This window comes from Rhodopseudomonas palustris (genome assembly GCF_007005445.1).
In the GTDB taxonomy this organism is placed as follows: domain Bacteria; phylum Pseudomonadota; class Alphaproteobacteria; order Rhizobiales; family Xanthobacteraceae; genus Rhodopseudomonas; species Rhodopseudomonas palustris_G.
Map to the genome: position 1 here is coordinate 3,754,650 of NZ_CP041387.1, position 12,267 is coordinate 3,766,916.

Consider the following 12,267-nt stretch of genomic DNA (forward strand, 5'->3'; position numbering starts at 1 on the left):
AGGGATGCATGACACTAGTTGTAGTGAAACGAGTGCAGGACTTCTTGCTCATCGTTTCTGACACAAAACTAACCGACCCAACACGTTGCAAATGGACCCCGCTGGACCAGTCGCTCAAAGTAGTCAACATTGATAGCAACTGGGTGGTCGCCTTTGCAGGTAATACATATTTTGCAGATGTCGCCTTGAAGCAATTTTCCGGCTCGCCAGCATTTCATACCGCAAGCGAAATTCTATTATCCGCACACAAAGAATCGCGCCGCAACCCCGATGGGGAAACGGACTTTCTTCTTATCTCGGTCAGGACAGCAGCCATTCATGTCTTTAAAGGTGGAATTTGCAATCGATCCACTTGTAATACGACTTGGATTGGCGACGGACTTGCATTTGATAGATTTCAACGGAGCTTCGTTCCAACAGGAAATCCCAAAAAGGGAGACGTATCAAACATTGTTCGCTTCGAACGAGGAACCCGTGCAATCCGCCCCGCGATCGTGAATGATGCCGTCCATCAAATTTGTACCCGAACTTCTTGCGCAATGGCGGACGTAATACAAGATTCAAGCATCCCCTCAGTAGGTGGATTTCCTATTACCCTAGTCATTGGGCATGAACGAGCTCAACTATGGCCAGAACTATCTGCGCTCTTTGCAAAACCAAACCCGGACATATCGCCGTCCGCGGAGCGAGACATCCTCTTTGGAGAGGCGCGAACCGGCGACTACAATTTTGAGGTTATTCCAGCGCAGATCCCTTCTCACAATGCTCTAGCAATCTACTTCCGCAACGCCAACTACTGCTTATTATTTCGAAGATGGGACGGTGGCATCAGTTTTGCTCGCCCTATAAGAGAAGTTACCTCGGAAAAAATCGAGCAACGACTAGCAAGAGAATGTAACTGCGCGTTCTGGAGAATAAATGTACGCAAAGAAACTGGTGGTTACGGAATCGGATTCGATATACCAGAAAATGCCGCACCACTCGTACAGAAGAACTGAAAATTGCGCTATGCAGCGATACTGTAGCGCTCGAATTGTTTCAACAGTCTTCAAAGCGAATGCGTGCCTACCCAATTGGCCGCAATCTGAAATGACCTGCTGCTGAGGAATATATGCTGCAGAAAATTCTTCGGATCGACTTGACGGCACAGAAGACGGGACTGAAAGTAGGCGCACTTGCGATGGCCGCGATAGCTATCTCGGCCTCCCCCGCCCTCGCCCAGCGCGGCGCGTCGTGCCACGGCGGCCAGAGCTTTCCGCAGTTCCTCGCCGGCCTGAAACAGAAAGCCGTCGCGGCCGGGGTGTCGCAAGGCGCGATCGCGCAAGCCTCGCCGTATCTCGTCTACGACCAGAGCATCGTCAATCGCGACCGCGGCCAGCGGGTGTTCGGGCAGATCTTCACGGTGTTCGCCGGGCGGATGGCGTCCGAAGGACGGCGCGTCAAGGGCCAGCAACTGATCAAGCAATACGCGGGCGCGTTCGCCCGCGCCGAGAAGGAGTACGGCGTGCCACCGGCGGTGATCGCGGCGTTCTGGGCGCTGGAAAGCGATTTCGGCGCGGTGCAGGGCAATCTGTCGACGCTGCGCTCGCTGGTATCGCTGGCTTATGATTGCCGCCGCTCCGAGATGTTCCAGGACGAGACCATCGCGGCGCTGAAGATCATCGATCGCGGCGATCTGACGCCGGCAGAAATGATCGGCTCCTGGGCCGGCGAGCTCGGCCAGACCCAGTTTCTGCCGCGGCACTATTACGACTACGCGGTCGACTACGACGGCGACGGCCACCGCGACATGCTGCGCAGCGCACCCGACGTGATCGGCTCGACCGCGCACTACATCGCTACCGGCCTGAAATGGCGTCGCGGCGAGCCGTGGCTGCAGGAGGTGCAGGCGCCGGACAACCTGCCGTGGGATCAGGCCGATCTCACCGTGAAGCATCCGCGCTCGCAATGGGCGCAATGGGGCGTGACCTACCCGAACGGGCGCCCGCTGCAAAGCGATGCCCTGCCGGCCTCGCTGCTGCTGCCGATGGGACGGCACGGCCCGGCGTTCCTGGCCTATGCCAATTTCGACGCCTATACCGAGTGGAACAATTCGCTGATCTACGCCACCACAGCCGCTTACCTGGCGACCCGGATCGCCGGAGCGCCGCCGATGCAGAAGCCCCGTGCCGCGGTGGCGCAGCTCTCGTTCAACGAGATGAAGCAGTTGCAGCAGCTTCTGGTGCGCGCCGGCTACGACGTCGGCAAGGTCGACGGCGTGCTCGGCCAGAACACCCGCAGCGCCGTGAAGGCGATGCAGATCAAATATCGTCTGCCGGCGGATTCCTGGCCGACCGCGGAGCTGCTCACCCGGATGGGCGGCACGGCGGCCCCGTCGGCCTCCGCCGAACCGGAGCCGGCCACCGAACCGCGGCGCGCCAGGCGCGACCGACCGGCCGCGCCGCTGCCGCAATAGCGGAAAAATCCGCGCCGCGGCTTTTCAAATTCCGCCGACTTGCTCTAGGGTGCGACGCAATAACATCCTGGAGGAAACGACGTGCGTCATCTGTTGATCATGACAGCCGCGGCTGTCGCGCTGGCTACCACCGCGGTCCATGCCGCCGACGACCTCAAGATCGCGCTGATCTACGGCAAGACCGGCCCCCTCGAAGCCTATGCCAAGCAGACCGAGACCGGCCTGATGATGGGGCTGGAATACGCCACCAAGGGCACGATGACGCTCGACGGCCGCAAGATCGTGGTGATCACCAAGGACGATCAGTCCAAGCCCGACCTCTCCAAAGCCGCTCTCGCCGAAGCCTATCAGGATGACGGCGCCGACATCGCGATCGGCACCTCGTCGTCGGCCGCGGCGCTCGCCGACCTGCCGGTCGCCGAAGAGAACAAGAAGATCCTGATCGTCGAGCCGGCGGTCGCCGATCAGATCACCGGCGAGAAGTGGAACCGCTACATCTTCCGCACCGGCCGCAACTCGTCGCAGGACGCGATCTCCAACGCGGTCGCGATCGGCAAACAGGGCGTCACCATCGCAACGTTGGCGCAGGACTACGCGTTCGGCCGCGACGGCGTCGCCGCCTTCAAGGAAGCCCTGGCCAAGACCGGCGCAACGCTGGCCGCCGAAGAATACGTGCCGACCACCACCACCGACTTCACCGCGGTCGGCCAGCGGCTGTTCGATGCGCTGAAGGACAAGCCGGGCAAAAAAGTCATCTGGGTGATCTGGGCCGGCGGCGGCGATCCGCTGACCAAGCTGCAGGACATGGACCCGAAGCGCTACGGCATCGAGCTGTCGACCGGCGGCAATATCCTGCCGGCGCTCGCCGCCTATAAGCGCCTGCCCGGTATGGAAGGCGCGACCTATTACTACTACGACATCCCCAAGAACCCGATCAACGACTGGCTCGTCACCGAGCACCAGAAGCGCTTCAACGCGCCGCCGGACTTCTTCACTGCCGGCGGCTTCACCGCCGCGATGGCGGTGGTCACCGCCGTGCAGAAGGCGAAGTCGACCGACACCGAGAAGCTGATCGCCGCGATGGAAGGCATGGAGTTCGACACGCCCAAGGGCAAGATGATGTTCCGCAAGGAAGACCATCAGGCGCTGCAGAGCATGTATCACTTCAAGGTCAAGGTCGAGCCGGCGCTGGCCTGGGCCGTGCTCGAGCCGGTGCGCGAACTCAAGATCGAGGAGATGGAGATCCCGATCAAGAACAAACGGTGACAGCCACAAGGGATTCATTCCGGGGCACGCGAAGCGCGCCCCCGGAATCCCGAGATTGTTACATCGAGATTCCGGGCTCGCGAGCTGCGCTCGCGCCCCGGAATGACGAACTCTAACGTCGTGCAGGCTCGCTCCCTCATGACCACCCTCGAGACCCAATCCCTCACCATCCGGTTCGGCGGCCATGTCGCGGTCGATGCGGTGAGCTGTGCGTTTCGCCCCGGGGAGCTGACCGCGATCGTCGGACCGAACGGCGCCGGCAAGACCACGTATTTCAATCTGATCTCCGGCCAGCTTCGCCCGAGCGCCGGCCGCATCCTGTTCGACGGCGCGGACATCACCCAAATGACCGCGCCGCTGCGCACCCGCGCCGGGCTCGGCCGCGCGTTCCAGCTCACCAATCTGTTTCCCAATCTGTCGGTCGAGGAGAACGTCCGGCTCGCCGTGCAGGCGCACAGCGGCACGCATTACGACATGCTGCGGCCGTGGCGCACCCGGCGCGACCTGATCGAGCGCGCCGACGCCATCCTGGACAGCGTTGCGCTGGGTGCCCGCCGCACCGTCGCCGCCACCGCGCTGTCGCACGGCGACCAGCGCAAGCTCGAAGTCGCGCTGATGATGGCGCTTGAGCCGAAGGTCTACATGTTCGACGAGCCGACCGCCGGCATGAGCGTCGACGAGGTCCCGGTGGTGCTCGATCTGATCGCGAGGCTGAAGACCGATCCGTCAAAAATCATCCTCTTGGTCGAACACAAAATGGACGTCGTCCGCTCCCTCGCCGACCGCATCATCGTGCTGCACCACGGCAAACTCGTCGCCGACGGAAAGCCAGCCGAGGTGATCGCTTCGCCGATTGTGCAGGAGGCCTATCTGGGCATTGCACCGGGGAAGAGTGCGGCGTGAGCGTGATGATGAAGATGTCGAATGCTTCGATGTTGGTGACGCCAGCTTCTGCGATGTTGGTCACGCCCCCTCCCAGCACGCCAACCCGCTCCCTCTCCCGCTTGCGGGAGAGGGTTGGGGTGAGGGCGCCCCAAGGATGGCGTCCCGTTGTGGACCCCCACCCCCGACCCCTCCCCGCAAGGGGGAGGGGAGCAGGCTTCGCTTCGGGTAGAGGTCATACCTCCACATCAACGGACGTCGCATGACTGACCTCCTCACGCTCGAAGGCGTGCACACCAATATCGGCCGCTATCACATCCTGCAGGGCGTCGACTTCGCCGTCCCCGCCGGACAGACCACGATGCTGCTCGGCCGCAACGGCGCCGGTAAGACCACGACGCTGCGCACCATCATGGGGCTGTGGCCGGCCTCGCGCGGCGAGATCACCCTTGGCGGCCGGCGGATCGAAGCGATGGCGACGCCGGACATCGCGCGGCTCGGCGTCGGCTACGTGCCGGAGACCATGGCGGTGTTCTCCGATCTCACCGTGAAGGAAAACCTGATCCTGGCGGCGCGCGACGGCGACCTCGACACCGCGCGGCTCGACTGGATCTTCGGCTTCTTCCCGGCCTTGCGAAAATTCTGGCTGTCGCGCGCCGGCTCACTGTCCGGCGGGCAGAAGCAGATGCTGTCGATCGCCCGCGCCATCGTCGAGCCACGCGAGCTGCTGTTGATCGACGAGCCGACCAAAGGGCTGGCGCCGGCGATCATCGGCGCGCTGATCGACTGCTTCGCCGAACTCAAGCGCACCGGCGCCACCATTCTGCTGGTCGAGCAGAACTTCCATGTCGCGCAACAGATCGGCGACAGCGTGCTGGTGATGGACAACGGCATGATCGTGCATCGCGGCGCCATGGCCGAGCTTGCCGCCGACGTGCCGCTGCAGGAACGCCTGCTCGGCCTCAGCCTGGAGGCGCATCAGTGATGAGAACCACCGCCCTCTCCCCGTCATTGCGAGCCGACGGCGAAACGCGTAGCCCGCATGAGCGCAGCGATATGCGGGTTGTCGCCTCATCCCCGCATGTCGCTTTCGCTCATGCGGGCTACGCGCTCAGCCGGGAGGCGCAACTATGACCAGCACCGACATCCCCGCCCCCTCCACCTCCGACCCGCTGCCGCAGGCCAGGCGCGACCTCGTGCCGGTGCTGCTGCCGGCGATCCTGGCGCTGGCGATGCTGCCGCTGGTCGGCTCGTTCTCGTCCTGGGTGACGCTCACGATCGCCAGCCTGGCGATGGGCATGATGATCTTCATCATGGCGTCCGGCCTGACGCTGGTGTTCGGGCTGATGGACGTACTGAATTTCGGCCACGGCGCGTTCATCGCGGTCGGCGCCTATGTGGCGACGCTGGTGCTGCTGCCGCTGGCGGCGATGTCGGGCGCGGATTCGCTGCTCACCAATCTCGCCGTGCTGGTGCCGGCGGTGCTGGCCGCGATGGCGGTGTCGGGCGCGCTCGGCGTGGTGGTCGAGCGGGTGCTGATCCTGCCGGTCTACGGCCAGCATCTGAAGCAGATCCTGATGACCACCGGCGGGCTGATCGTCGCCGAGCAGGCGCTGTACGCGCTGTGGGGCCCGCAGATCATCCCGCTGCCGCTGCCGACGTCGCTGCGCGGCTCGTTCATCATCGGCGACGTCGCGATCGCCAAATATCGCCTGCTGGTGATGCTGGTCGGCCTCGTGGTGTTCGTCGGCATCCAGCTCACGCTGAACCGTACCAAGATCGGGCTGTTGATCCGCGCCGGCGTCGAGAACCGCGAGATGGTCGAAGCGCTCGGCTATCACGTCAAGCGGCTGTTCCTCGGCGTGTTCATGGTCGGTTCGGCGCTGGCCGGGCTCGGTGGCGTGATGTGGGCGCTGTATCGCGAGCAGGTTCACGCCTCGATGGGCAACGAGCTCACCGTGCTGATCTTCATCGTGGTGATCATCGGCGGGCTCGGCTCGGTCGGCGGCTGCTTCATCGGCGCCCTCCTGGTCGCGATGGTCGCCAATTACGGCGGCTTCCTGCTGCCGAAACTGGCGCTGGTCTCCAACATCCTGCTGATGGTCGCGATCCTGATGTGGCGGCCGCGCGGGCTCTATGCGGTGACAAGTCGATGATGATCCTGTCGGGCGATCCGCCGCGCAGCCGGGTGCTGTCGCTGCTCCTGATCGCGATTGTGGTGCTGCTGGCAATCACCCCGTTCCTATTCCCCGGCGCCAAGCCGCTCAATGTCGCCGCCAAGATCTGCATCTTCGCGGCGCTGGTGGCGTCCTACGACCTCTTGCTCGGCTACACCGGCACGGTGTCGTTCGCCCACACCATGTTCTACGGCATCGGCTCTTATGCGGTTGCGATCGCGCTGTACGGCATGGGCCCGAGCTGGGCTGCGGTCGGCACCGGCATCGCGATCGGCCTGCCGCTCGCAGCATTGCTGGCGCTCGGCATCGGGCTGTTCTCGCTGCGGGTCGAGGCGATCTTCTTCGCGATGATCACGCTTGCGGTCGCCTCCGCCTTCCTGGTGCTGGCGTCGCAATTGTCGTGGCTGACCGGCGGCGAGGACGGCCGCAGCTTCAGCCTGCCGGAACTTCTGCGGCCCGGCACGGTGTTCATCAAGGACTTCTTCGGGGTGCGGATCACCGGTCGGACCCTGACCTACTACATCATCCTGATCGGCTGCGCCGGCATGATTCTGGCGCTGCTGCGGGTGGTGAATTCGCCGTTCGGCCGGGTGCTGCAGGCGGTCCGCGAGAATCGTTTCCGCGCCGAAGCGCTCGGCTATCGCACCGTGTTCCACCTCACCTATGCCAACGTCATCGCGGCGCTGGTCGCCGCCGCCGCCGGCGTGCTCAACGCGATGTGGCTGCGCTATGCCGGACCGGACACGTCGCTGAGCTTCTCGATCATGCTCGACATCCTGCTGATGGTGGTGATCGGCGGCATGGGCACGATCTACGGAGCGATCATCGGCGCCACCATCTTCATCCTGGCGCAGAACTATCTGCAGGCGCTGATGGGCGCCGCTTCCGAAGCCACCGCATCGCTCGGCCTTCCGCTGCTGCCGAACCTGCTGCATCCCGACCGCTGGCTGCTGTGGCTCGGGCTGCTGTTCGTCGCCAGCGTGTATTTCTTCCCGACCGGAATCGTCGGCCGGCTGCGCGGGGCGCCGAAGCCGGCAGATTGACCCGACGAAAGTCGTAGGCGCATCGTAACCGGGCTTGGCGTTTTGAATGATTCCAGCTTCGGGCTTTTTAGTGCCGCCTCTCACCCCCGGAGGTTGATGGCGAGGCGATCACTCAGCGCACGGGTGCAGGATTTAGGTATTAAACTGCCTGTTCGCGTCCTGAGATACCTCTTGGACAAGCACCCGCGACGGTAAAATAAGAAGCAATTTCTGCGCTCGATCAACATCGTTTGCAGCGCACAAAGTATCCTGTTGCCGCTGAACAGGCGCCCTCCCATAGTCCGCGCCTTTGTCGACATAGGACATTCTCCCTACTCCAGCACCATCTTCACGCTGCGGCAGGGGATCGTCCGACCAAACAGGAAGTTGGAATGATGCTGCTCTTGGTCCTTACCGCGATCGCCTTCGTCGCCACCGCCATGGTGGCGCGCGTGCTGGCCGCCTCCGCGCCGGAAGGAAAATTGTACTGCCAGGCGGCCGGCGCCGCCTCGATGGTGGTCGGGCCGTTTATCACGCTGGTCGCCGTCTTCGTGCTCGGCAAGGCCGGCATCGGCGGCGAAGTGCTCGACGCCACCGCGATGCTGCGGGTCGCTGCGCTGCCGGCATTCGGCACGCTGTTCGTCGGCCCGATCGTGTTCTGGTTCTTCCGCCGCCAGCGCCGCACCGTCGTAGCCGCCTGACAGAGGCGCACCGACCGCGCGATAGCGAAGACAAAGTTCGGCGGCGCTGGTCCGCCGCCGAACTTTGGGTCAGCAGGAAATATCCCGGCGCAGCGTTATTCTCGGCAAATCTCTTCCCTGTTGAACGACATTTTGGAAGCCGCGCACCAAAGTTTCATGCGAGCGCATCTATTTTCGGCTGGGCCATTGTGTTTCGGGAGCCGCCCCCCAAGTTCCTGACATCCGTAACCGTCCAGGACCGCCTCATGTCGAATTCCAAGCTGTTCGAGCCCTACAAGCTCGGTGCGATCACGCTCGCGAACCGCGTCGTGATGGCGCCGCTGACCCGCAACCGCGCAGTGCCCGAGGGTCTGGTCCCGAGCCCGCTGGCGGCCGAGTATTACGGCCAGCGCGCAAGCGCCGGCCTGCTGATTACCGAAGCCAGCCAGGTGTCGCAGCAGGGCCAGGGCTATCAGGATACGCCCGGCATCTATTCGCAGGCCCAGGTGGAAGGCTGGAAACAGGTCACCCGCGAGGTCCACAAGCGCGGCGGCAAGATCTTCATCCAGCTCTGGCACGTCGGCCGCATTTCTCATGTCGACCTGCAGCCGAACCACGGCGCTCCGGTCGCGCCCTCGGCGATCCGCGCCAACACCAAGACCTTCGTGGGCGGCAAGTTCGCCGACGTCTCCGAACCGCGCGCGCTGGAGCTGTCTGAAATTCCCGGCATCATCGAGGATTTCCGGAAAGCCGCCGCCAATGCGATTGCGGCCGGCTTCGACGGCGTCGAGATCCACGGCGCCAACGGCTATCTGCTCGACCAGTTCGCCCGCGACAGCTCCAACAAGCGCACCGATGAGTATGGCGGCTCGATCCAGAACCGCGCGCGGCTGATGCTGGAAGTCGCCGCGGCGGTGGCCAAGGAGATCGGACCGGAACGCACCGGCATCCGGATTTCGCCGGTGACCCCGGCCAACGACGTCTCCGACTCCAACCCGCAGGCGCTGTTCGACTACATCACCGACGAGCTGAACAAGCTGAAGCTGGTCTATATCCACGTCATCGAGGGCGCCACCGGCGGGCCGCGCGACATCGCACCGTTCGACTACGCATCCTTGCGCAAGCGCTTCAGCGGCAGCTACATCGGCAACAACGCCTACGACCTCGCGCTCGCCGACAAGCAGCTCGACGCCGATGCGGCCGACCTGATCGCGTTCGGCAAGCCGTTCATCTCCAACCCCGATCTGGTCGAACGCCTAAAGCGGAATGCTCCGCTGAACGAGCCCGACAAGTCCACCTTCTACGGCGGCGGCGCCAAGGGCTACACCGACTACCCGACGCTGGAGCCGGCGCAGGCGGCGCAGTAAGCGCCCAGCCCCACGCACGGGTCATTCCGGGGCACGCGCAACGCGCGTGAACCCGGAATCCCGAGATGTTCTGCACCTTCCAACATTTCCACAATGTCGAGATTCCGGGTTCGCTCACTTCGCGAGCGCCCCGGAATGACTGCCAAGACGCAATGAAAAGGCCGGGATCGCTCCCCGGCCTTTCGATTCTTGCAAAGGCCTCATCATGAGGCTTCGCGAGTGGTTACTTCGCTTCCGCGCGCTTCGGCGGCGACGCCGGCCACGACTTGATCAGGGTGTCGTAGTCGACGGTCTCGCCCTTCGGCTTTTCGTTCGCCAGCTTGCGCTGCGGAGCGATGTTGCCGTCCTTCTCCGCCTTGGCGTACCAGTACTCGGCGGTCTCCTTCTTGTTCAGCTTCGGACCGCAATCGCCCTGCACCTTCGAGCGTTCGAGACGCTCCAGCACCGAGTCCTGCGCCGCCGCGAGCGAGTCCATCGCGGCTTGCGGCGTCTTGGCACCCGACGACGCATCGCCGATGTTCTGCCACCACAACTGCGCCAGCTTCGGATAGTCCGGGATGTTGTTGCCGGTCGGCGACCACTGCACGCGGGCCGGCGAGCGATAGAACTCGACCAGACCGCCGAGCTTGGGGGCGCGCTCGGTGAACGACTTGTCCCAGATGTCGCTCTCGCGGATGAAAGTGAGGCCGACATGGCTCTTCTTCAGCGAGACAGTCTTGGAGGTGATGAACTGCAGATACAGCCAGGCGGCCTTGCGACGATCCGGCGGGGTCGACTTCAGAAGCGTGCCGGAGCCGACATCCTGATAGCCGAGCTTCATGCCGTCCTTCCAGTACGCGCCCTTCGGCGACGGCGCCATCCGCCACTTCGGCGTGCCGTCGTCGTTCATCACCGGCAGGCCCGGCTTCACCATGTCGGCGGTGAAGGCGGTGTACCAGAAGATCTGCTGGGCGACGTTGCCCTGCGCCGGCACCGGCCCCGATTCCGAGAACGTCATGCCCTGCGCCTGCGGCGGGGCGTACTTCTTCATCCAGTCGAGATATTTGACGATCGAGTACACCGCGGCCGGACCGTTGGTGTCGCCACCGCGCTCGATCGACGAGCCGACCGGCCGGCAGCCTTCCATCCGGATGCCCCATTCGTCGACCGGCAGGCCGTTCGGCAGGCCCTTGTCGCCGTTGCCGGCCATCGACAGCCAGGCGTCGGTGAAGCGCCAGCCGAGCGACGGATCCTTCTTGCCGTAGTCCATGTGGCCATAGACCTTGACGCCGTTGATCTCCTTGACGTCGTTGGTGAAGAACTCGGCGATGTCCTCATAGGCCGACCAGTTGACCGGAACGCCGAGGTCGTAGCCGTACTTCGCCTTGAACTTGGCCTTGTAGTCCGGATTGGTGAACCAGTCGTAGCGGAACCAGTACAGGTTGGCGAACTGCTGGTCGGGCAGTTGGTACATCTTCTTGTCGGGCGCGGTGGTGAACGAGCGACCGATGAAGTCCTCGATGTCGAGGCCCGGATTGGTGACGTCCTTGCCCTCGCCGGTCATGTAGTCCGACAGCGCCACGGTCTGGCCGTAGCGGAAGTGGGTGCCGATCAGGTCGGAATCGTTGATCCAGCCGTCATAGACGTTCTTGCCGGACTGCATCTGGGTCTGCAGCTTCTCGACCACGTCGCCTTCCTGGATCAGGTCGTGCTTCAGCTTGATGCCGGTGATCTCGCTGAACGCCTTGGCCAGCGTCTTGGCTTCGTATTCGTGGGTGGTGATGGTCTCGGAGACGACGTTGATGTCCATCCCCTTGAACGGCTCGGCCGCCTTGGCGAACCATTGCAGCTCCTTGAGCTGCTCTTCCTTCGACAGCGTCGAGGGCTGGAATTCCTCGTCGATCCATTTCTTCAGCACCGCGTCGTCGGCTGCCCATGCCGGCGCCGCCAGGGTCATCGACGCCGCCATCAGCGCTGCGGCGCTCGCCATCGTCATCAGCCGCAAACGGCTGAGGTGGAGCTTCGATCCAGTCATCGTTCGTTTCCTCCGTTGAGCGATATCATTCAGGTCCGGGTTGATCCCGGATCTGTTCCTCGTTCGCCGGGCTCAGACGGTGCGGAAGATCGCAGCGGCCGAGACCAGCGACAGCAGCGTGGCGAGCCACAGGCTCGACACTTCGACTCCTTCTCCGATCGGCAAGGTCGCAATCGGATCGGTCCCGACCAGCGCGATCCAGACGAGATGGATCACCGCGGCCAGGATCAGCGAGACAAACAGCCGGTCGCCGCGCGTCGTCGGGATCCGCAAGATGCCGACGCGCTCGACCTCGGGAGAGGCCACCGCGAGCCAGGTCATGGTCGCGAGCGTGCCGGCGAGCGCGATGAAGAAGATCGCGGTCGGCCAGGTCCAGGCCATCCAGGCAAAGGAATCCATCATCG

General features: G+C 63.6%; 11 protein-coding genes. 9 read left to right on the forward strand and 2 right to left on the reverse strand.

Annotated elements, in window-relative coordinates:
- Window positions 1–8: 8 nt before the first annotated feature.
- The 9 genes from FLL57_RS17230 to FLL57_RS17275 all read left to right on the forward strand — a co-directional run bounded on the left by FLL57_RS17230 (window position 9) and on the right by FLL57_RS17275 (window position 9,849).
- The gene (locus tag FLL57_RS17230; RefSeq protein ID WP_142883513.1) at window positions 9–998 is read left to right on the forward strand and encodes a hypothetical protein; all 990 of its coding nucleotides are present in this window, start codon (window positions 9–11) and stop codon (window positions 996–998) included.
- Between the two features lie 182 nt (window positions 999–1,180).
- The gene (locus FLL57_RS17235) at window positions 1,181–2,455 is read left to right on the forward strand and encodes a lytic murein transglycosylase (protein ID WP_142883514.1); all 1,275 of its coding nucleotides are present in this window, start codon (window positions 1,181–1,183) and stop codon (window positions 2,453–2,455) included.
- 81 nt (window positions 2,456–2,536) lie between these two features.
- Window positions 2,537–3,721, forward strand: coding sequence for a substrate-binding domain-containing protein (locus FLL57_RS17240; RefSeq protein ID WP_142883515.1), 1,185 nt, complete (start codon window positions 2,537–2,539; stop codon window positions 3,719–3,721).
- 138 nt (window positions 3,722–3,859) lie between these two features.
- Window positions 3,860–4,624, forward strand: coding sequence for an ABC transporter ATP-binding protein (locus FLL57_RS17245; protein ID WP_047307268.1), 765 nt, complete (start codon window positions 3,860–3,862; stop codon window positions 4,622–4,624).
- 241 nt (window positions 4,625–4,865) lie between these two features.
- Window positions 4,866–5,588 carry an ABC transporter ATP-binding protein gene (locus tag FLL57_RS17255; protein WP_047310175.1) on the forward strand — a complete coding sequence of 241 codons (723 nt, stop codon included), beginning with the start codon at window positions 4,866–4,868 and terminating at the stop codon, window positions 5,586–5,588.
- 145 nt (window positions 5,589–5,733) lie between these two features.
- On the forward strand, window positions 5,734–6,759 hold the full coding sequence (locus FLL57_RS17260; RefSeq protein ID WP_142883516.1) for a branched-chain amino acid ABC transporter permease: 1,026 nt from the start codon (window positions 5,734–5,736) through the stop codon (window positions 6,757–6,759).
- Window positions 6,756–7,823: a branched-chain amino acid ABC transporter permease gene (locus FLL57_RS17265; protein WP_185966154.1), complete on the forward strand. Its 1,068-nt coding sequence runs from the start codon at window positions 6,756–6,758 to the stop codon at window positions 7,821–7,823. The genes FLL57_RS17260 and FLL57_RS17265 overlap by 4 nt, the downstream gene beginning before the upstream one ends.
- Window positions 7,824–8,194: 371 nt before the next feature.
- Complete coding sequence (pufW, locus tag FLL57_RS17270) at window positions 8,195–8,503, forward strand: reaction-center light-harvesting complex 1 protein PufW (RefSeq protein ID WP_041807531.1); 309 nt, start codon at window positions 8,195–8,197, stop codon at window positions 8,501–8,503.
- Window positions 8,504–8,748: 245 nt separating this feature from the next.
- A complete protein-coding gene (locus FLL57_RS17275) occupies window positions 8,749–9,849 on the forward strand; it encodes an alkene reductase (protein ID WP_142883518.1) in 1,101 nt (366 codons plus the stop codon).
- Window positions 9,850–10,072: 223 nt separating this feature from the next.
- Here FLL57_RS17275 and FLL57_RS17280 read toward each other — a convergent pair whose 3' ends face one another.
- A complete protein-coding gene (locus FLL57_RS17280) occupies window positions 10,073–11,863 on the reverse strand; it encodes an ABC transporter substrate-binding protein (RefSeq protein ID WP_047310171.1) in 1,791 nt (596 codons plus the stop codon).
- Between the two features lie 72 nt (window positions 11,864–11,935).
- On the reverse strand, window positions 11,936–12,262 hold the full coding sequence (locus tag FLL57_RS17285) for a DUF2160 domain-containing protein (protein ID WP_047310177.1): 327 nt from the start codon (window positions 12,260–12,262) through the stop codon (window positions 11,936–11,938).
- Between the last annotated feature and the right edge of the window lie 5 nt (window positions 12,263–12,267).

Excerpts from the sequence above, each read along its gene's own strand:
- pufW (WP_041807531.1), top strand. The coding sequence starts at position 8,195 with ATGATGCTGCTCTTGGTCCTTACCGCGATCGCCTTCGTCGCCACCGCC.
- FLL57_RS17265 (WP_185966154.1), top strand. The coding sequence starts at position 6,756 with ATGATGATCCTGTCGGGCGATCCGCCGCGCAGCCGGGTGCTGTCGCTG.
- FLL57_RS17285 (WP_047310177.1), bottom strand. The coding sequence starts at position 12,262 with ATGGATTCCTTTGCCTGGATGGCCTGGACCTGGCCGACCGCGATCTTC.
- FLL57_RS17280 (WP_047310171.1), bottom strand. The coding sequence starts at position 11,863 with ATGACTGGATCGAAGCTCCACCTCAGCCGTTTGCGGCTGATGACGATG.
- FLL57_RS17245 (WP_047307268.1), top strand. The coding sequence starts at position 3,860 with ATGACCACCCTCGAGACCCAATCCCTCACCATCCGGTTCGGCGGCCAT.
- FLL57_RS17230 (WP_142883513.1), top strand. The coding sequence starts at position 9 with ATGACACTAGTTGTAGTGAAACGAGTGCAGGACTTCTTGCTCATCGTT.
- FLL57_RS17275 (WP_142883518.1), top strand. The coding sequence starts at position 8,749 with ATGTCGAATTCCAAGCTGTTCGAGCCCTACAAGCTCGGTGCGATCACG.
- FLL57_RS17235 (WP_142883514.1), top strand. The coding sequence starts at position 1,181 with ATGGCCGCGATAGCTATCTCGGCCTCCCCCGCCCTCGCCCAGCGCGGC.
- FLL57_RS17260 (WP_142883516.1), top strand. The coding sequence starts at position 5,734 with ATGACCAGCACCGACATCCCCGCCCCCTCCACCTCCGACCCGCTGCCG.
- FLL57_RS17255 (WP_047310175.1), top strand. The coding sequence starts at position 4,866 with ATGACTGACCTCCTCACGCTCGAAGGCGTGCACACCAATATCGGCCGC.